The organism is Pelagibacterium sediminicola (assembly GCF_003390885.1).
Classification (GTDB): Bacteria; Pseudomonadota; Alphaproteobacteria; order Rhizobiales; family Devosiaceae; genus Pelagibacterium; species Pelagibacterium sediminicola.
On the sequence record NZ_QMEL01000001.1, the window covers coordinates 411,511 to 431,085 of the forward strand.

General features: G+C 65.6%; 19 protein-coding genes. 14 read left to right on the top strand and 5 right to left on the bottom strand.

All coding sequences use genetic code 11. The features are described from left to right. Positions 1–17: 17 nt before the first annotated feature. Together DQG18_RS01950 and hemC are read right to left on the bottom strand one after the other, a co-directional pair. Entirely contained in the window at positions 18–761 is a 744-nt protein-coding gene (locus DQG18_RS01950; RefSeq protein WP_116652527.1) for a uroporphyrinogen-III synthase, read from the bottom strand. Positions 762–979: 218 nt separating this feature from the next. Continuing rightward, positions 980–1,924: a hydroxymethylbilane synthase gene (hemC, locus tag DQG18_RS01955; protein WP_116652528.1), complete on the bottom strand. Its 945-nt coding sequence runs from the start codon at positions 1,922–1,924 to the stop codon at positions 980–982. Positions 1,925–2,047: 123 nt separating this feature from the next. Between hemC and tsaD the strand changes: the two genes are divergently transcribed. The 4 genes from tsaD to DQG18_RS01975 are packed head-to-tail and all read left to right on the top strand — an operon-like array spanning position 2,048 to position 4,962. Further along, positions 2,048–3,112 (top strand): tRNA (adenosine(37)-N6)-threonylcarbamoyltransferase complex transferase subunit TsaD, encoded by a 1,065-nt coding sequence (gene tsaD / locus DQG18_RS15945; RefSeq protein ID WP_157969959.1) that lies wholly within the window; start codon positions 2,048–2,050, stop codon positions 3,110–3,112. Next, positions 3,112–4,101, top strand: coding sequence for an NAD(P)H-dependent glycerol-3-phosphate dehydrogenase (locus DQG18_RS01965; RefSeq protein ID WP_157969960.1), 990 nt, complete (start codon positions 3,112–3,114; stop codon positions 4,099–4,101). The genes tsaD and DQG18_RS01965 overlap by 1 nt, the downstream gene beginning before the upstream one ends. A 9-nt stretch (positions 4,102–4,110) precedes the next feature. Beyond that, complete coding sequence (locus tag DQG18_RS01970) at positions 4,111–4,527, top strand: EVE domain-containing protein (protein WP_116652792.1); 417 nt, start codon at positions 4,111–4,113, stop codon at positions 4,525–4,527. 21 nt (positions 4,528–4,548) lie between these two features. Then, positions 4,549–4,962: a DUF1761 domain-containing protein gene (locus DQG18_RS01975; protein ID WP_116652531.1), complete on the top strand. Its 414-nt coding sequence runs from the start codon at positions 4,549–4,551 to the stop codon at positions 4,960–4,962. 357 nt (positions 4,963–5,319) lie between these two features. Here the strand turns inward: DQG18_RS01975 and DQG18_RS01980 are convergent, their stop codons facing one another. Further along, positions 5,320–5,508, bottom strand: a complete 189-nt coding sequence (locus DQG18_RS01980) for a DUF1674 domain-containing protein (protein WP_116652532.1) — start codon at positions 5,506–5,508, stop codon at positions 5,320–5,322. Positions 5,509–5,623: 115 nt separating this feature from the next. On the opposite strand from DQG18_RS01980, the gene htpX reads away from it, so the two are divergent. From htpX to purH, 4 genes are all read left to right on the top strand, one after another. Then, the gene (gene htpX, locus DQG18_RS01985) at positions 5,624–6,601 is read left to right on the top strand and encodes a zinc metalloprotease HtpX (protein ID WP_116652793.1); all 978 of its coding nucleotides are present in this window, start codon (positions 5,624–5,626) and stop codon (positions 6,599–6,601) included. Continuing rightward, positions 6,602–7,996 (top strand): RsmB/NOP family class I SAM-dependent RNA methyltransferase, encoded by a 1,395-nt coding sequence (locus DQG18_RS01990; RefSeq protein ID WP_116652533.1) that lies wholly within the window; start codon positions 6,602–6,604, stop codon positions 7,994–7,996. Positions 7,997–8,140: 144 nt separating this feature from the next. Beyond that, positions 8,141–9,712 carry a heparinase II/III family protein gene (locus tag DQG18_RS01995; RefSeq protein ID WP_198669628.1) on the top strand — a complete coding sequence of 524 codons (1,572 nt, stop codon included), beginning with the start codon at positions 8,141–8,143 and terminating at the stop codon, positions 9,710–9,712. A gap of 100 nt (positions 9,713–9,812) precedes the next feature. Continuing rightward, positions 9,813–11,405, top strand: coding sequence for a bifunctional phosphoribosylaminoimidazolecarboxamide formyltransferase/IMP cyclohydrolase (gene purH / locus DQG18_RS02000; RefSeq protein WP_116652535.1), 1,593 nt, complete (start codon positions 9,813–9,815; stop codon positions 11,403–11,405). Between the two features lie 182 nt (positions 11,406–11,587). On the opposite strand, the gene deoD is transcribed toward purH, so the two are convergent. Continuing rightward, positions 11,588–12,298 carry a purine-nucleoside phosphorylase gene (gene deoD, locus DQG18_RS02005; protein WP_116652536.1) on the bottom strand — a complete coding sequence of 237 codons (711 nt, stop codon included), beginning with the start codon at positions 12,296–12,298 and terminating at the stop codon, positions 11,588–11,590. A 166-nt stretch (positions 12,299–12,464) separates the two neighbouring features. Between deoD and leuD the strand changes: the two genes are divergently transcribed. The 3 genes from leuD to leuB all read left to right on the top strand — a co-directional run bounded on the left by leuD (position 12,465) and on the right by leuB (position 15,759). Continuing rightward, entirely contained in the window at positions 12,465–13,070 is a 606-nt protein-coding gene (gene leuD, locus DQG18_RS02010; RefSeq protein WP_116652537.1) for a 3-isopropylmalate dehydratase small subunit, read from the top strand. Between the two features lie 277 nt (positions 13,071–13,347). Further along, positions 13,348–14,613, top strand: a complete 1,266-nt coding sequence (locus DQG18_RS02015) for a Glu/Leu/Phe/Val family dehydrogenase (protein ID WP_116652538.1) — start codon at positions 13,348–13,350, stop codon at positions 14,611–14,613. 48 nt (positions 14,614–14,661) lie between these two features. Next, positions 14,662–15,759, top strand: coding sequence for a 3-isopropylmalate dehydrogenase (gene leuB, locus DQG18_RS02020; RefSeq protein WP_116652539.1), 1,098 nt, complete (start codon positions 14,662–14,664; stop codon positions 15,757–15,759). 439 nt (positions 15,760–16,198) lie between these two features. Here leuB and DQG18_RS02025 read toward each other — a convergent pair whose 3' ends face one another. Then, entirely contained in the window at positions 16,199–17,191 is a 993-nt protein-coding gene (locus DQG18_RS02025; RefSeq protein ID WP_116652540.1) for an LLM class flavin-dependent oxidoreductase, read from the bottom strand. Between the two features lie 164 nt (positions 17,192–17,355). Here DQG18_RS02025 and DQG18_RS02030 point away from each other — a divergent pair, with 164 nt between their 5' ends. The 3 genes from DQG18_RS02030 to DQG18_RS02040 all read left to right on the top strand — a co-directional run bounded on the left by DQG18_RS02030 (position 17,356) and on the right by DQG18_RS02040 (position 19,547). Next, positions 17,356–17,928: an acyloxyacyl hydrolase gene (locus tag DQG18_RS02030; RefSeq protein ID WP_157969962.1), complete on the top strand. Its 573-nt coding sequence runs from the start codon at positions 17,356–17,358 to the stop codon at positions 17,926–17,928. 267 nt (positions 17,929–18,195) lie between these two features. Then, on the top strand, positions 18,196–19,239 hold the full coding sequence (locus tag DQG18_RS02035) for an aspartate-semialdehyde dehydrogenase (RefSeq protein ID WP_116652542.1): 1,044 nt from the start codon (positions 18,196–18,198) through the stop codon (positions 19,237–19,239). Beyond that, positions 19,239–19,547: a YciI family protein gene (locus DQG18_RS02040; RefSeq protein WP_116652543.1), complete on the top strand. Its 309-nt coding sequence runs from the start codon at positions 19,239–19,241 to the stop codon at positions 19,545–19,547. The genes DQG18_RS02035 and DQG18_RS02040 overlap by 1 nt, the downstream gene beginning before the upstream one ends. Positions 19,548–19,575 lie beyond the last annotated feature (28 nt).

Here is a 19,575-nt window from a genome sequence, read left to right on the forward strand (position 1 = left end):
CACGGGTTCGGTAACGATCATGCCCTCTTTTGGTCGCGGACGAAAGCGAGCGCAAGCGCCAACATCGCTTCGTGGGAGGGCTGGTCGGCGAGCGCGATGCGCGGGAAATGGCTTTCAACCAGCGGTTCGGCGCAGTTTGCCGATATGCACAGGCACCCGAGCCGGGCTCTTGTCGCGGCAAAATCGGGACCGGCGGCGAGCCTTGCGAACGCCTCGGCGGTGCGGCGCGAGAAGAACAGCGCCCCCTCGATCCCGCCTGCAACCAGTTGCGCACGGATGGCGGGGGGAAGGGCCTGGGCCTGTTCCATGGCGTAAAGGGTTGCGCCCAGCACCTCGATGCCGTGGGCGGCGAGCGCGCCGGCCATGTCGCCGCTGAGATCGCGCCCGGCGGGGTGCAATATGGCGCCGCCCTCATGGGTTGCAACGATGAGGGGAACGAGATCGGCCAGCGTGCCCTCGGCGGCCCGGATCGACAAGAACCCGACCGCGCGGGCGGCCTCCGCGGTGCCTTCCCCCACCGCAAAAACCGGCTTTTGCGTCACCGCGCCATCGGGGCGACGGCGGGCGAAAAAACGCACCGCGTTGGGTGAGGTGAAGGCGATGGCCGCATAGGCGTGGGGGTCGGGGAGCGAGACGTCCTGCGCAACGGGGTCAAGGAGCGGCGCAACGACCGGATCGAGCCCCAGCGCCTTCAGATGGGCGGCGGTGCGGCTTGCGTCGGGCTCCGGCCGGGTCACCAGCAGTTTGGTTTTCCTGGTCATTGTGCTCCCAATTCCGAATTCCACCGGAGTGCGGCGTTTGTGGTTGGCATCGCTACCCCCTTACCCCCAACCCCTCTCCCACACGGGGAGAGGGGGGCTCAAGAGCCGAAACATCCACAGTGTCCCCTTCTCCCCTCGTGGGAGAAGGTGGGCTTTCGCGAAGCGAAAGGTCGGATGAGGGGGCTGCGGTGTGAGCCACGATACGATTGGCTATAGGTTCAGCCCCTCTTCAGATCCGCGAGAAAGTCCTCGCCCGCCTCGGTCTTGAGGCTTTCGCCCAATTGTCGCCCCAGAGCGAGGCCGGCGTCGGCGTCGCCCGAGATTTCGTCCTCGAAAGCCTGTTTCCCGTCGGGGGAAAGCAGCTGCCCGAAAAGGGTCAGTTTGCCCTCATCGAGCCGGGAAAGGGCGGCGATGGGGGTGCGGCAGGAGCCGTCGAGGCTTTCGAGAAAGCCGCGTTCAGCCTCGACCTTTTGCCGCGTTTCACGATGATCGAGGGCGGCAACGAGCCGGTTGGTCGCCTCGTCGTCGGACCGGGTTTCGATGCAGATGGCGCCCTGGGCGGGGGCAGGCGGGAATTTTTTGGTATCGAGGATCTGCGTTGCCCGGTGGCTTTCCCCCAGCCGGTTGAGCCCGGCCAGCGCCAAAAGGGTGGCATCGGCGACGTTGTCGGCCAGCTTTTGGAGGCGCGTCTGCACATTGCCCCGGAAGGGGACGATGGAAAAATCGGGGCGGAAGCGCTTCATCTGCGCGGCGCGGCGCAGCGAGGAGGTGCCGATGACCGCCCTTTCGGGCAGGTGATCGGGACTTTTGGCGATGAGCGAAAGGAACGCATCGCGCACGTCCTCGCGTTCGAGAAAGGCCGATAGCATAAGGCCGTCGGGCAGCCGTGTGGGCATGTCCTTGGCGGAATGGACGGCAAGGTCGAGCGCGCCGGACAAAAGCTGCTCCTCGATCTCCCTGGTGAACAGCCCCTTGCCGCCGACCAGCGAGAGGGGCTTGTCCTGGATGGCGTCGCCGCTGGTCTTTATGACGCGGATGGTGATGGCCCGGGGGTCAAGGCCATGGGCGGTGCAAAGCCGCTCGCGCACTTCGTGGGCCTGCGCGAGCGCAAGCGGGGAGCCGCGGGTGCCGATGGTCAGAACGGGGGTCGGTTGCGATTGCAATGTGGCCTCGTCAATGTCAAGAGATTGGCGCGAAGGATATAATGGGCCGCGCCGGGATTTGCTCCCTCACGCGCTCTACCTGCCATCAGAACATATCACGGGGCCAGAGACCAGATCGCCGCAATGGATGGAACCAGCCTTATTCTCGGGATCGAAACGAGCTGCGACGAAACGGCGGCGGCCGTCGTGCGGCGCTGGCCGGACGGGCGGGGGGAGATCGTCTCCAACGTGGTGCGCTCGCAACTGGCCGAGCACGCGGTTTTCGGGGGGGTGGTGCCCGAATTGGCGGCGCGGGCGCATGTGGCCCATCTCGACCGCATCATAAGGGCGGCGCTCGACGAGGCGGGAGTGGAATTTTCCGATCTTTCCGCCATTGCCGCCACCGCCGGGCCGGGGCTGATCGGGGGCGTTCTTGTGGGGCTCACCACGGCCAAGGCGATCGCGGCGGCGACGGGCAAGCCGCTCATCGCGGTCAACCATCTCGAAGCCCACGCGCTGACGGCCCGGCTCACTGATGGGGTCCAATTTCCCTATCTGATGCTCCTGGTTTCGGGCGGGCACAGCCAGTTCGTCCTCGTCGAGGGCGTCGGGCGCCACACCCTTTGGGGCACGACGATCGACGACGCGCTCGGGGAAGCGTTCGACAAGGCGGCCAAGCTTTTGGGGCTGGGCTATCCGGGCGGGCCGGAGGTGGAGCGATGGGCAGCGAAGGGCGATGAAACCCGGTTCGCGCTGCCCCGGCCGCTGCTGCGCGAAAAAAGGCTCGATTTTTCCTTTTCGGGCCTCAAGACCGCGCTGCGGCTGGCCGCCGAATCGGTGGCGCCGGTATCCGATACCGACATTGCCGATCTATGCGCCAGCTTTCAAAAGGCGGTGACCGATATCGTTGCGGCGCGGTCCGCCGCGGCGCTGGAGCGGTTCGGCAACGCGTTCCCCGACGTGACGCCGCGATTCGTCGTTGCTGGCGGGGTGGCGGCCAACGAGGCGATCGGGGCGGCGCTCAGGGCGGTTGCGGAACAGGCTGGCGCCGAACTGATCGTGCCGCCGCCCGCGCTTTGCACCGACAATGGCGCGATGGTCGCCTGGGCGGGGGCGGAGCGGTTTGCGCTGGGGGCGACCGACGGGTTCGATGTCGCGGCGCGCCCGCGCTGGCCGCTCGCGGACACCCCGCTGGAAAGGGCGTCGTGATGGGCAGGGTTTTCGTCATCGGGGCAGGCTCGTGGGGCGCAGCGCTGGGGCAGGCGGCGCGGGCGGCGGGCCATAAGGTGACGCTGTGCGGGCGCAACCGGGAAACCATCGATGCGATCAACGCAACCCACCGGCTGCCCTCCTATCTGGGCGATCTGGTGCTCGACGGGGGAATCGTGGCGCAGGTGGGGTTTGCCGGCATCGAGACGGCGGATGCGGTTTTGCTGGTGGTGCCCGCGCAGGCGACGCGCGAGACGCTCGCCATGGTTGGGGGCAATGCGCTGGCGGGAAAGCCGGTGATCCTGTGCGCCAAGGGGTTCGAGCGCGGCACCAATCAGCGCCAGAGCGAGATTTTGGCGGCGCTGGCGCCGGATGCCGACCCCTTCGTTCTTTCGGGCCCCTCCTTTGCCCATGACGTTGCGGCGGGCAAGCCGACAGCGGTGACGCTGGCCGGGCGGAGGATCGAGCGGGCCGAGGATATCGCCGCCATGCTGGCGGGCCCGGCCTTTCGCCCCTATGCCTCGGGGGATATTACCGGGGTCGAGATGTGCGGGGGGCTCAAGAATGTCTATGCGCTGGGGGCGGGCGCGATCGAGGGGGCGGGGCTGGGGCTGTCGGCCCGCTCGGCGTTCCTTGCCCGCGCTTTTGCCGAGACGGGGCGGCTGGTGATGGCGGCGGGTGGCCACGAGGCAACGCTTGGCGGGCTTTCGGGGATCGGGGACCTGGCGCTGAGCTGCACTTCTCCGCAATCGCGCAACTACGCCTTCGGGGTGGCGCTGGGCGAGGGGGAGAGCGTCGAATCGATCCGCGAAACGGGGATCGGGCTGGCCGAGGGGGTGCTGACGGCGCCGGTGGCACAGGCGCTGGCGCAGGCCCATGGGGTCGAGGCTCCGCTGGTCGGCGCGGTCAACCTCCTGATCTCGGGCAAGGCGAAAATCGATATGCTGGTGACGATGCTGATGCAGCGCCCGCTCAAACGCGAGAACTAGGAGATGACGATGGCCTACTGGCTGTTCAAGACCGAACCAGAGACCTGGGGCTGGGAGCAACAGGCAAAAAAAGGGGCCCCCGAGGAATGGAACGGGGTGCGCAACTATCAGGCGCGCAACAATATGCGCGAGATGAAGCTCGGCGAGCTGGGGTTCTTTTATCATTCGGTCAAGGAAAAGGCGGTGGTGGGGATCGTCCGGGTCGCAGCGCTTGCCCACCCCGATTCGACGACCGACGACCCGCGCTGGGAGTGCGTCGACGTCGAGGCGGTCCGCCCGTTCGAGCGCCCGGTGACGCTCGAGGAGATCAAGGCAAACCCAAGGCTCAAGGACATGGTGCTGGTCAACAATTCGCGGCTTTCCGTGCAGCCGGTGACCGAGGCCGAATGGAAGATCGTCTGCGAGATGGGCGGCACGGAGCCGTAAGACACCCAAGAGGAGGACACGATGAACTATCTCGATGTCAACTGGCTGGCCGTGCTGCTGGCGACCATCGCCTCGATGGCGCTGGGCGCGGCCTGGTATATGGGACTTTCAAGGCAATGGCTGGCCGCGACCGGCAAGACGGCCGAAGAGATCAAGGCCCGGTCGGGCGCGGACGCAACCCCGTTCATCTGGAGCGCGCTGATGCAGCTCGTGATGGCCTATTTCCTTGCGCTTCTGACGCCGCGCATCCTCGGGGACGTCACCATCGCCAATACGGTGATCGTGGGGATACACCTTTGGGCCGGGTTCATGGTCACCTCGATGGTCATGAACCAGCGCTATGAAGGCCAGAAATGGTCGCTGGCGCTGATCAATGGCGGCTACATGCTCGGGATCATGATCGTTCAGGGCGTGGTGATCGGCCTTTTCGGCTGATCAACGCTCATAACTGAACGAATTGTACGGATCGCGTTCAATTCGTTCAGTTAAAATTCCGGCGCGTGGCCGGTTCGGCGGGAAGCGGCGTGGGCGGGCAACCGTGCAGTATCACGCACCCTGGCGCGGCGGGGACAAATCAATCTAGAGTAGATCAGTATTTGACGGAATCGTCCGGGTTCCCGCGATTGCGGCGGGTTCGGTCTGGACCCCGGGAATGAATCCCGGGGTGACAGGCGGGAATGGGGCAGGTATCGGCCAAAGCCACCAATGTCATTCCGGGACGCGTTCCCGGCATCCAGCGCGATCCAGCCCCAACCCTCGTGGCAGGCGGTTTCCATCAAAACCTGAAACGATCTAGAAATCGGGGGCGATGCCCTTGATTTCCCAGTCGCCGTAGCGGGCGGGGTCGAGCCCGCCCCGGCCGTCGATTTCCCTGGGCGCCTCGCTGGTTTTCCTGTCGATCTCGGCCCGGCGCGCCTCGGCTTCGGCCAGCGCGCGGCGGGCGATCTTGGGGTCGGGGCGCTTGGGGGGGGGCTGGGTCATTTCGCAACCGGTTTCATGACAGCGAGTTTAGAATCGGGCCTCTTGTCGAAAGCCCGACGCCTTCCCATCCTAATAGAACAACCGAGCCTTCAAGGAAAGCCGAGCCACAAAGATGATGAATGCCTTGCGGACCACCATTCTGCTTGCGGGGATGACCGCGCTCTTCATGGGCGTGGGCTACCTGATCGGCGGGGAAGGCGGCATGCTGATCGCGCTCGTCGTCGCGGCCGGCATGAACGTCTTTGCCTATTGGAATTCGGACAAGATGGTGCTCTCGATGCAGGGCGCGACCGAAATTTCCGAAACCCGCGCTCCCCAGCTCTATACGATCACCCGCGATCTGGCCGCCAATGCGGGGCTGCCCATGCCAAAGCTCTATGTGATCGAGACCGAGCAGCCCAACGCCTTTGCAACGGGACGCAACCCGCAAAACAGCGCGGTGGCGGTGACGACCGGGCTGCTGCGGCACCTGACGCCCGACGAGGTGGGCGCGGTGATCGCGCACGAGCTGGCCCATATCAGGAACCGCGACACGCTCACCATGACGGTCACCGCAACGCTTGCCGGGGCCATTTCGATGCTGGCGCAGTTCGGTCTGTTTTTCGGCGGCGGGCGCGACAACAACAATCCGATGGGCGCCATCGGCACCATCGCCATGGTCATCCTTGCCCCGATCGCGGCAATGCTGGTGCAGATGGCGGTGAGCCGGACGCGGGAATACGAGGCCGACAAGGACGGGGCGGCGATCTGCGGCGACCCGATGGCGCTGGCCTCGGCGCTTGAAAAGATCTCGGCGATCGGCAGCCGGACGGTCAACATGGCGGCCGAGCGCGCCCCGGCCATGGCGCATATGTATATCGCCAACCCCCTTTCGGGCGCGCGGATGGACAATCTTTTCGCCACCCACCCCAATGTGGAAAACCGCATCGCCGCGCTTGCCCAGATGGCGCGGACGGGCGGCGGCCGGCCGCCCCGTCCCCATCCCCGTACCGGTGCCGCCCGGCCCGCTCCGCAGGGGCAGAGCTGGCGCACCCCCGGCACGCGATCGCGCGACGGTGGACCGGGCGGGTCTTCAAGCGGGCCTTGGGGATAAGTGATCGGGGATGGCGGGTTCGGCCTTGCCACGATCCTGTTCTCCGGCGAAAGCCTGATGGACTCCAAAGCCCCGCTGAAAAGGACGCCGTCTTTGCGCGATATCGAATCAATTCCCGGCCTCAGGCCCCGGCTCGAGGCCGCCTACCGTTTAAGGGACGTGCTGGCGGGCGCGCCCTTTGTCCCGTTCGGGGCCGACCGGTTCGCCGACAGCCGCGACCGGGCGCTGGCCAACCGGCTGGTGACGCTGGCGCTGCGGCGCCACGGGCATATCGCGATCATCCTTAACAAGGTGCTGGCGAGGGGCGTTCCGCAGCGCTCGGGGATATTGGAGGCGGTGCTGCATCTGGGGATCGCGCAATTGCTGTTTGCCGACGATATCGCCGATCATCCGGCGCTGCATCTTTCGGTCGAGGCGGCGCGGCGCGACCGGCGGGCCGGGCGGTTCGACAGGCTGGTCAATGGCGCGTTGCGCACCGTCCAGCGCGAGGCGGACCGCTGGAGCGCGCTCGATCCCCAATTGCTGTTTCCCGATTGGCTCGGCTCGCGCTGGCGGGCGCAGTATGGCGCGGCGGCTGTCACCCGGTTTGCCGAGGCGCTCCTGGCCGGGGCGCCGCTCGACCTGACGTTCAGGAAAGACGATCCCGACCTTGCCGGTCAATTGGGCGCTATCGCCCTTGCGGGGCAATCGGCGCGCCTTTTGGCCCGCGATGCGGCGGTTGCCGACCTGCCGGGCTTTGCGGAGGGGAAATGGTGGGTGCAGGATTTCGCCGCCTCGCTCCCCGCGCGGCTGCTCGACGTGCGGCCCGGCGAAAGGGTGCTCGATCTCTGCGCCGCGCCGGGGGGCAAGACTGCCCAGCTTGCCGCCATGGGCGCCGAGGTCACCGCGCTCGACATAGCGCCCGAGCGCATGGCGCGGGTTAGCGAAAACCTTCAGCGGCTGGGGCTTGGCGCCGAAATCGTCGTTGCCGATGCGCTCGACTATGCGCCCCCGGAAACGTTCGACGCGATCCTCCTTGATGCGCCGTGCTCGGCGACCGGCACCTTCCGGCGGCACCCCGAGGTGGTCTTTTCGCGCGGTGAAAAGGACATCGCGGGGCGGGTCAGATTGCAGCGGTCGCTCATTGAAAAGGCGGCAACGCTTCTAAAACCGGGCGGGCGGCTGGTCTATGCGGTGTGTTCGCTCGAGGCCGAAGAAGGCGAGGACCAAATCGGCTGGATAAAGGAGGCGCTGCCCGGACTTGCGCTCGAACCGGTAACGCCAGCCCTGTGCGGAGGCTGGGGGGAGGCCGTCACCCCCCAGGGGACATTGCGCACCCATCCCGCGCTTAAGCTTCCCGGTGGCGTCGAGGGATCGATGGACGGATTTTTCGCCATGCGCCTGCGGCTGGCCTGACACCCCGGGGGTTTGTGGTAAACGCGCGGTTGATGCTATTGTTACAAACGCGAGTGGTGTTGAGGCAGCAGTGTGCTGAAAGTATTGCGTTTCGTTCTGCGGCGGGCTGCCTTGTCGGTCGCGGACAGGTTTGTCACAAATCCGTTGTTCTCATGGACCTGGGCGGAAGCGTCGGGGTCCGGCTTTGCGCCCCGCCTCAGCGAATTCCGCCCCGCCGACAGCCAGTCCATCGTCGAAATGATGGAGGGCAAGTATCTTTTAGCCGGTGAACTGGTCGATACGGGCGGGATTTCGCCCTTTGCCGTCGATGTGGGCAGCGAAGCCTGGTTCGCCGATCTTTCCGCCTTTGGGTGGCTCAGGCATTTCCGCGACCTTTCCGATACCGGCCAGCGGCGTTTCGCGCGCACGCTGGTGCTCGACTGGATCGGGCGCAATGGCAGCTTCGAGCGCGAAAGCTGGGCGGTGTTCATCACCGCGCGGCGCGTGCTCAACTGGCTCAAATCCTATGCGCTTCTGACCGAGGACGCCGGGCCCGAGGACATAAGGCGCATCAACGGGGCCATCGACAAGCAGGTGCAATCGCTCAAGGTGAGGGCGCGCTACGAGCCTGATCCCGCGGCCCGCCTGATGGCGGCGGTGGCGATGGTCGGCGCGGCGCTTTGCGCGCTCGAGGACCCAAGGGACCTTGCAGCGCTGGTGCGCCGGCTCGAGGCGATGATCGCCAGCCAGTTCGACGGCGATGGCATGCACCTGTCGCGCTCGCCGCTGGTCCAGATACAGCTTTTGAACGAGCTGGTGCCGGTCAACCAACTCCTAAAGCTCCGCCATGCCGGGCTGGCGGCATCGCTGGGCCCCAGGATCGAGGCGATGCACCGCATGCTCGATGCGCTGGTGCTGGGGACGCGCGAGCCCGCCTATATGAACGGGTGCGGGCAGATGCCGGTGGACCTGATCCTTGCCATCGGCGCGCAATCGGGAACGCGGGCCCCGGGGTCGGGCGTTCTGGGCGGCTATGGCATTCTTGCCGACGGGACGGGCAAGCTGGTCGCCGACGGGGGGCTGGTGCCCCCGCTCGAATTTTCCGCCCAGGCCCATGCCGGGGCGCTGGGGTTCGAGTTTTCCTCCGGGGCGACGCTGGTCGTGGGCAATTGCGGGCCCGCGCCGGGCCAGTTGCCCGAAAGCCGCAATCTGTTCCGGCATTCCTCGGGCCATTCGGCGCCGACCCTCGATGACGTATCGAGCGCCCATGTGGGGGGTCGGCTGTTTCTGGCCGACCGGCTGCGCCCGACCGGCCCGGCGCCGCACATCACCCATGTCGAGGCGGAAAACGCGCTCGAACTGCATTCGCCCGCCTATCGGGGCCGGTTCGGGCTCGACATTGTCCGGCGTCTGACCCTGATGGGGGCGGGCCATACGCTGGTGGGACAGGACCGGTTCGTTGCGGCGGGAGGGGGCAGGGTGCGCGAGGAGACGTTCAACATCCGCTTTCATCTTGCGCCGGGCGCCGCGCCCGGGCGGGCCAGGTCCGAGGACATGGTGCGCATCGTTTACAGGAACGGCGAGACCTGGGCGTTCCTCTGGGAAGGGGCCGAGGCCGAGATCGAGGAAAGCGTGCGCCATTCGGCCCATTTCGGGCTCTTGCGCACGCGCCAGATCGTTCTGACCGGCCGGGCGCGGGCGGGCCGGGAAATCGCCTGGGTGTTCACCCGGCAATAGGGCGGCACCGCGTTTTTCTTTTCGGTTTCGATTTGCCGGCCCGCCGATCCGTGATAGGGCGCGGCCACATCTTTTTCCACCGCTCAAGGAATATCGGGCCATGCCGCAATCGGGTTCTTCCAAGGTCAAACGCGCGCTCCTGTCGGTCTCGGACAAGACGGGAATCGTCGAATTCGCGCAAAAGCTCGCGGGGCTGGGGGTCGAGATCGTCTCGACCGGGGGCACGCGCAAGGCGCTGGCCGAAGCCGGGGTCGAGGTGATCGACATTTCCGAGGTGACGGGGTTTCCCGAGATCATGGACGGGCGCGTCAAGACGCTCCATCCCAAGGTGCATGGGGGGCTGCTGGCGATCAGGGACAATGGGGAGCACCGGGCGGCCATGGAGGCGCATGCGATCACGGGGATCGATCTTCTGGCGGTCAATCTCTATCCCTTCGAGGCGACGGTGAGGGCGGGGGCCGATTACGACACGGTGATCGAAAACATCGATATCGGCGGGCCGGCGATGATCCGGGCGGCGGCCAAGAACCACGGCGATGTGACGGTGCTGGTCGACCCGGCGGACTATGAGGCGGTCATCGGCGCAATCGCCAGAGCGGGCGCGGTGCCGCTCGAGGAGCGCAAGCGGCTGGCGGGCAAGGCCTATGCGAAGACGGCGGCCTATGACGCGGCGATCTCGAACTGGTTCTCCCAAACGCTCGGCCAGCCGGATCTGGGCCATCGCAGCTTTGCGGGGGCATTGCGCGAGGTGATGCGCTATGGCGAAAACCCGCACCAATGGGCGGCGTTCTATGCCGACGGCTCGGAGCGCCCGGGGGTGGCGACGGCAAAACAGGTGCAGGGCAAGGCGCTGTCCTACAACAACATCAACGACACCGACGCCGCGTTCGAGCTGGTGGCGGAGTTCGATCCCGGACAAGCGGCGGCGGTGGCGATCATCAAGCACGCCAATCCGTGCGGGGTGGGGCTGGGGAACACCATCGCCGAGGCCTATAAATCGGCGCTGCTGTGCGACCCGGTTTCAGCGTTCGGGGGTATCGTGGCGCTCAACCGGCCGCTCGATGCGGAGGCCGCGACCGAGATCGTCAAGCTCTTTACCGAGGTGATCATCGCGCCCGGCGCATCGGACGAGGCGATCGCTATCGTCGAAGCCAAAAAGAACCTGCGGCTGCTTTTGACCGAGGGGTTGCCCGACGCCGGGGCGGGAGGGATGACGGTGCGCTCGGTGGCGGGCGGCCTGCTGGTCCAGACGCGCGACAACGCCGGTGCCGACGACTACGATCTCAAGGTCGTGACGAGACGCGCGCCCACGGAAAGGGAAATGGCCGATCTGCTGGTTGCGGCAAAGGTCGCCAAGCACGTCAAATCCAACGCCATCGTCTATGTGCGGGGCGGGGCGACGGTGGGGATCGGGGCGGGGCAAATGAGCCGGGTCGATTCGGCCCGCATCGCGCACCGCAAATCGGAGGACGCGGCAAAGGCCGCCGGGCGCGAGGGCGCGCTGACAGAAGGCTCGGTCGTGGCGTCCGATGCGTTCTTCCCCTTTGCCGACGGGCTCGAGGCGCTGGTCGCGGCGGGGGCGACGGCGGTGATCCAGCCGGGCGGCTCGATGCGCGACGACGAGGTGATCGCGGCGGCGGACGCGGCGGGGCTGGCGATGGTGTTCACGGGGACGCGGCATTTCAGGCATTGATTTGCCTCACGGGCCGCACCGCGAAAGCCATGACGGGCTAAGAGCGCCCTATGGCTTTCGCTGGCCCTCCGGCGGAGCGCGCGAAACGTCGCGCGGGGTCCTCGCTGCGCTCGTCCGGTCCGTTTTCCTTTTCGTCTTCACCTAGTTTATCCAGGTTCATGGTGCGGGCGTGAGCGTGCCGGTCAGGCGCCGGTCGCGACCTCGAGGGCGATCTCGACCATGTCGGTGAGCGAGGACTGGCGGGCCGAGGCGTCGATTTCCTTACCCGTCACAAGGCAGTCGGTCATGGTGCAGATGGCCAGCGCCCGCGCCCCGAAGCGTGCGGCCAGCATATAGAGCGTCGCCGCTTCCATCTCGACCCCGAGCACGCCATGGGCGATGAGCCTTGCGTAAGCCTCGAGCCCGGAGGGGTGGTAGAAGATATCCGAGGAGAGGATGCCGCCCACATGGACGGTCTTGCCGTGGGCGCGGGCCGCGTCGTCGGCGGCGCGCAGAAGCGAGAAATCGGCGGCGGGGGCGTAATTGTAGGCGCCGAAGGCGTCCTTGACGATTGTGGAATCGGTGGACGCCGAAGCGCCGATCACCACGTCGCGGACCTTGACAGTCTTGTTGAGCCCCCCGCAGGTGCCCACGCGGATCAGGGTCCTGACGCCATAGATTTCGATCAGTTCGTGCACATAGATGGCGGTCGAGGGCTGGCCCATGCCCGTCGCCTGCACGGACACCGGCTTGCCTTTCCAGGTACCGGTAAAGCCCAGGCAGTTGCGGACCGAATTGACCTCTCTGGCGTCCTCGAGAAAGGTTTCGGCGATCCATTTGGCGCGCAAGGGGTCACCGGGGAGCAGGACGGCCTCGGCGTAATCGCCGGGTTTTGCGTTGTTGTGCGGCGTCATTTTTTTATCTCTTGGTCAAAAACTGTCCGGCACTTTAGGGGCAGCCCGCCGGGCGAGGCAAGGGGGGCAGATGCGCCCTTGCGCTTGGCAAGCGGGGGCGCATGGATTAGAGGTCTGGCCAGCACATGTTTTGTATCCGCCCGCTTCCGGGGAGACTTTGGGAAAAATGGAAAAATTCACGACCCTCACCGGTGTCGCAGCGCCGCTGCCGATCATCAATGTCGACACCGACATGATTATCCCCAAGCAGTACCTCAAGACCATCAAGCGCACCGGGCTCGGCTCGGCGCTCTTTGCCGAGATGCGTTATGACGAAGAGGGCAACGAAAAGCCCGATTTCGTGCTCAACCAGTCCGGCTACCGCAAGGCGCAGATCGTCATTGCCGGGGACAATTTCGGCTGCGGGTCCTCCCGCGAGCACGCCCCCTGGGCGCTGCTCGATTTCGGCATCAAATGCGTCATCTCCACGAGCTTTGCCGATATCTTCTATAACAACTGCTTCAAGAACGGCATCCTGCCGGTGGTGGTGACCCCCGAGCAGCTCGACATGCTGCTCGACGACGCCTCGCGCGGGTCGAACGCCACGCTGACCGTCGATCTTGAAAACCAGACGATCTCCGGCCCCGATGGTGGGACGATCCATTTCGACATCGATCCGGCCCGCAAGCAGGTGCTGCTCGAAGGGCTCGACGACATCGCCATGACGCTCCAGAAGGACGCGAGCATTGCCGGGTTCGAGACGAAGATGGCCGAAAGCCGCCCCTGGGTCTGAGGGCGCGGCCGGCTGTTTGCGCCTGTTTGCCGTTTGGGCGAGGGCCGGGGTGTTCCCGCCCGCCGTTTCTTGTTCCGGCATGGGTCCCGGCTTTCGCCGGGACAGCGGGGGAAAGGGCGGGACAGCGAAAGAGAGCGGGGCCGCCAACGTGGACAGAAGGGTTTGCGTGATTTATGCGCGGTATTGAGACAGGATTATTGACCTAAGATCGGAGGTGTGACAGATATTCGCCGCCAAATCGCACTTTTTGCGCCCTGTCCAATCAGAAAGTCATGCCATGTCCGACGATACCTTGCTTGATCGCGCGTTGATCCGCCTGGAAGAGGCTGCAAGTCATCTCAATATCGATCAGGACGTCATCGAAAAACTCAAATACCCGCGCGAGACGACCAAGACCCGGCTGCTCATCCGCATGGATGACGGCTCGCGCAAGTCGTTCCTTGCCTGGCGCTGCCGGTATGACGACACGCGCGGACCCACCAAGGGCGGCATCCGCTTCCATCCCGATTCCACCATCGAGGAGGTCGAGACCCTCGCCTTCTGGATGACGTTCAAATGCGCGGTGATGAACCTGCCGTTCGGCGGGGGCAAGGGCGCGGTGCGGGTCGACCCGCGCCAGTTGTCCAAGTCCGAGCTCGAGCGGCTGAGCCGCGCCTATGTGCAGGCCTTTGCCCGTACCGTCGGGCCCGACCGGGATATCCCGGCTCCCGATGTCTACACCAACGCCATGGTGATGGGTTGGATGGCCGACGAATACAGTCAGATCGTGGGGGATGTCTCGCCCGCCGTGATCACCGGCAAGCCGATCGCGCTGGGCGGATCGCTCGGGCGCAACGATGCCACGGCGCGGGGCGGGTTCTACCTCGTGCGCCATCTGGCAAGGGAACTGGGGCTGGCGCGCGACCATACGGTCGCCATCCAGGGGTTCGGCAATGCCGGGCAGTTCTACGCGCGGCTTTCGGCGGCCGACAACAACACCATCGTTGCCGTTTCCGATTCGAGCGGGGCCATCCACCGCCCGGCTGGGCTCGACGTCGCGCGGCTGATCGCGGGCAAGGAAGCGGGACGAGCGGTGCCCGACATGGCGGCCGAACAGGGCGCCCACGTCATCCCCGCCGACGAATTGCTGGCGGTCGAGGCCGATCTTCTGGTTCCCGCCGCGCTCGAGGACATGATCGACAAAACCAATGCCGGCTCGATCAAGGCCAAGGTCATTCTCGAACTGGCCAACGGGCCGCTGACCCCGGATGCCGACACCATCCTCAACGCCAATGGCGTGACGGTCCTGCCCGATATCCTTGCCAATGCGGGCGGGGTGACGGTCTCCTATTTTGAATGGGTGCAGAACCGGCAGGGCTTTTACTGGGACCTCGAGGAAATCCACGCCCGCCTTTTAAAGATCGTCGAGTGCGAGGGCCGGGCCATCTGGGACGTGGCCTGCGAGCGTGGGGTTTCGGTGCGGTCCGCCGCTTATATCCACGCGCTGGGGCGACTGGCGACGGCCATCGAGGCGCACGGCACCCAGTCGTTTTTTTCAAGCTGACAAGGCTCGGGCGGCGAGCGCAACCTTTTAGACGGCAAGGACAGGTCAATGGCCCAGCACACCCTCTTTCTCCTCCCCGGCGACGGGATCGGCACCGAGATCATGGCCGAGGTCGAAAAGCTCATCGCCTTTACCAATGCCCGGGGCTGGACCGATTTCGCCCATGACAAGGGGCTGGTCGGGGGCTGCGCCTACGACGCGCATGGCGTTGCGATCTCGGACGGGGACATGGAAAAGGCGCTTGGCGCCGACGCGGTGGTCTTCGGGGCGGTCGGGGGGCCCAAATGGGACGATGTGCCCTATGACGTGCGCCCCGAGGCGGGCCTGCTGCGGCTGCGCAAGGATCTGGGGCTGTTCGCCAACCTGCGCCCCGCGATCTGCTATTCCGCGCTGGCCGATGCCTCCTCGCTCAAAAGGGAACTGGTCGAGGGGCTCGATATTCTCATCGTGCGCGAATTGACCGGCGGGGTCTATTTCGGCGAGCCCAAGGAAATCACCGAGACCGGCAACGGGCAGAAGCGGGCGGTCGACACCCAGGTCTATGAAAGCTACGAGATCGACCGCATCGCGCGGGTGGCGTTCGACCTTGCCATGACGCGCGGCAAGAAGGTCCATTCGGCCGACAAGAAGAACGTCATGAAATCGGGCGTTCTTTGGGACGAGGTGGTGAAGCAGGCGGCTCGCGATTATCCCGAAATCGAGCTCCAGCACATCCTTGCCGACAACGCCGCCATGCAGCTCGTGCGCAATCCAAAGCAGTTCGACGTGATGGTGACCGACAATCTTTTCGGCGACATCCTGTCGGATGCCGCCGCCATGCTCACCGGCTCGCTGGGCATGCTGCCCTCCGCTTCGCTGGGCGCGCCCGATCCCGCCACCGGCAAGCGCAAGGCGCTTTACGAACCCGTCCATGGCTCGGCTCCCGATATCGCCGGTCAGGGCATCGCCAACCCGATCGCGATGATTGCCTCGTTCGCCATGTGCCTGCGCTATTCGTTCTCGATGATCGATCTCGCCACAAAGCTCGAAACGGCGATTTCGGACGTGCTCGAGGACGGCTTGCGGACCGGCGACATCATGCAGGATGGCGCAAGGCGGGTCGGAACCGCCGAAATGGGCGATGCGATTATTGCAAAGCTGGGGTAGGCTTCGGCCAGCCGAGCCTGCAAAACGTCACGCCAACCGGCATTGGCGTTTTTGGTCGGCACCGCAGCCCCCCACCCCCGGCCCCTCTCCCGCAAGGGGAGAGGGGGGCTCGTGCGGTAGTCTCGCGGCCCCCCTTTTTCCTTCGTGGGATAAGGTGGATCGCCGAAGGGCGGGACGGACGAGGGGGCTGCGATGCCCGCTGACCGCTCTGAATGCCGGTTCAGCCTAGATCGTTTCAGGTTTTGATGGAAACGGCCTGCCATGGCGGTTGGGGTTGGATCGCGCTGGATTGCCGGGAACGGGTCCCGGAATGACATTGGTGGCTTTGGCCGATACCTGCCCTATTCCCGCCTGTCACCCCGGGATTTATTCCCGGGGTCCAGACCGAACCCGCCGCAGTCGCGGGAACCCCGACGATTCCGTCAAACACTGATCTGCTCTAAAGCCCCCACGCCTTGCCGAGCAGGCGGTAGCTTTCGAGGCGTTTTTCGTAGTCGTGGATGGTGGTGGCCACCATGACCTCGTCGGCGCCGGTTTCATCGACCTTTTCGGCAATGGCGGCCTTTACGGTTTCGGGGCTGCCGGTGATCCAGAGGTTCGACTGGCTTTCAACGAAGCGGCGTTCGCTTTCCGTCCAGGGGTAGGTATCGGCGTCCTCGGGGCTGGGAATGGGTTGGGGGTCGTTGTGGCGCAGGCGCAGCCAGGTGAGCTCCATCGATTTGGCAAGGTGCCTTGCCTCCTCGTCAGTCGGCGCGCAGATGACCGAGAGGCACAGGACCGCCCGCGGCGCGGCAAACGCATCCGAGGGGCGGAAGCTGCGGCGGTAGGCATCGAAGGCCGGGCGCGCCGGGGTCGCCGAGAAATGGGCGGCAAAGCCGTAGCCAAGGCCATATTGTCCCGCCATCTGCGCGGACGCGCCGGACGAACCGAGCAGGAAAACGGGGGGCAGCGCGATACCGTCGGGGACGACCCGGACCCGGGAAAGCGGGTGGTCGGGAGGAAAGCCGTTCTGCTCGAAGGCCAGCATCTCGGCAAATTCGTGGGGAAAATCCTCGCCATTGGTGGCGCGCAGGGCGCGCAGGGTCAGCCCGTCCGAGCCCCCGGCCCGCCCGATGCCCAGATCGATCCGACCAGGGTAAAGGCCATGAAGGGTCCGGTAGGTCTCGACGACACGCAGGGGCACGTGATTGGGCAGCATCACGCCTCCCGAGCCGACGCGGATGCGGCGTGTGTGGGCGGCGGCGCTGGCGATCAGGATGTCGGGGGCGGCCGATGCGATGGAGGGCATGCCGTGATGCTCGGCATACCAGAGGCGCAAAAAGCCCATCTCGTCGCCCAGCCGGGCGAGATCGAGCGTTTTCAAAAGCGCCTCCTGGGCGGAAGCGCCCTTGGAGATGGGGGCGAGGTCGAGAATCGAAAGGGGCGTTGTCATCGCCAACAGATGGGTGTGGGGGCGGGGTTGGTCAAGCCGGCGCCGTTCGGGAGACCGCGATGGGCAATAGCCTTGAAAAAAAGAACCGCCAGCGCTTCTGGCGGCGAGACCGGCATGATGATAGAACGGCGTTTCCCTCGTGAACCGGGAGCATGTTGAAGGGCATGGCAGCAGGAACCAAAAGCATCGCCGGGGCGCTTTTTGCGCTTGCGCTCGCAGCGGCGCCCGCCATGGGGCAGGCGCTGGTCCTCGACGAGGTGCGCGGCGGGGTGTTCGCCCACAATGCCTATCACGGGTTCATCCCGACCTCGCTCGCCTACGATTTCTCGCGCATCGAGAACGTCAAGTTCTCGGCCCTTTTCACCGCGCCCGCGCTCGACGACGCCTGGTGGCTCCTCTCGCCGCGCCTCGAGCTTGGCGGCACGTTCAACCTCGCCGGACGGCGGGAAAACCTTGTCCACGCCAATCTTAGCTGGCAGTTCGGGCTGTTCGAGACCCCGCTCTATCTCGAGCTGGGGCTGGGCGCGGGGCTGACCGACGGGGCCCTTTCGGGGGCCGTCGCCCCGGCGCGCAATTTCGGCTGCCCGCTCAATTTCTACGAATCGGCGGGTATCGGCGCCCATATCACCGAAACCATGACCGCGACGCTGGTTTACGAGCACATGTCCAATCTGGGCATCTGCACGCCCAATGAGGGGATTTCCCATGTGGGGGTGCAACTGGGCTGGAAATTCTGAGCGCGCCAAGATTGACTCTTTGTGCCATCGGCGTATGAGAACAGGCTGAAACGGCAGGAACGCAATCATGGTCATTTCGGCCCCTTCATCGCTGCGTATTTCCTCCGGTGCCCTTGCACCGGCCTTGCCGCTTGGCACGAAAACCACCACCAAAACCGCCTAGACGCGCTCCCCGGGCCAACCCTCCCGGCGGGGAGGGCGGCAAAAGGCATTCGGGCCGCTGGCGCAACGCCGGTCGCGGGGGGTGGGTAAAGAGGATTTTTTCATATGGGTTTCAAGGTCGCTATCGTGGGCGCCACGGGCAATGTGGGGCGCGAGATGCTCGATATTCTCGCCGAGCGCAATTTCCCGGTGTCCGAACTGGTTCCGCTCGCCTCCTCGCGCTCGGTCGGGCGCGAGGTGAGCTTCGGGGACAAGGTTTTGAAGTGCCGCAACCTCGAGGATTTCGATTTCACCGGCACCGATTTCGTGCTGATGAGCGCGGGCGGTTCGATTTCCAAGGAGTGGGCGCCCCGGATCGGCGCCATGGGCGCGCTGGTCATCGACAACTCCTCGGCCTGGCGCTACCATGAGGACGTGCCGCTGATCGTGCCCGAGGTCAATGGCGACGCGCTCGATGCCTATATGGCGAAAAACGAGCGCAAGAACATCATCGCCAACCCCAATTGCTCGACGGCCCAGCTCGTTATGGCGCTCAAGCCGCTGCACGATCTGGCGACCATCACGCGCGCGGTGGTTTCCACCTACCAGTCGGTCTCGGGCGCGGGCAAGGAAGGGATGGACGAGCTCTGGGGGCAGACCAAGGGCATTTTCGTCAACGACCAGCCTGAAGCGAGAAAGTTCACCAAGCAGATCGCCTTCAACGTCATCCCCCATATCGATGTGTTCATGGAGGACGGCTACACCAAGGAAGAGTGGAAGGTGCTGGCCGAGACCAAGAAGATGCTCGACCCCAGGATCAAGATTTCGTGCACGGCGGTGCGCGTGCCGGTGTTCGTGGGCCATTCGGAAGCGGTGAACCTTGAATTTGCCAACCCCATCACGCCCGACGAGGCGCGCGAGGCGCTGCGCGAGGCGCCCGGCATCGTCGTCATCGACAAGCGCGAGGACGGCGGCTATGCCACCCCGGTCGAGGCCAAGGGGGAGGACGCGACCTATGTCAGCCGCATCCGCGAGGATATAACGGTCGAGAACGGGCTCGCCATGTGGGTCGTTTCCGACAACCTGCGGAAAGGCGCGGCGCTGAACACCATCCAGATCGCCGAGGCGCTGATCGCGCGCGGGCTCGTGACCAAGAAGGAGGCCGCGTGATGCGCTGGGCCGCGATATTCACCGACCGTCCCGATTCCGGGGACATCAGGACCGCCCATATCGAGGCGCATCAGGCTTACTTGCGCAAATACAAGGGCCGGATCACGCTCTGCGGCGCCTTGCGGCCCGAGCCGGGCGGCGCGCCCGCCGGCGGGCTGTGGCTGTTTGAAGCCGACACCAAGGCCGAGGTCGAGACGATCATCGCCGAGGACCCGTTCCAGGTCCACGGGTTGCGCGCGACCACCGATATCTACGCCTGGGCCCCCGCGCCGGGGTTCGAGGATGTGGAGATCGCCCCCAGGGGGTGAACCCATGCCGCCTTGCCGGTCCGTCCGC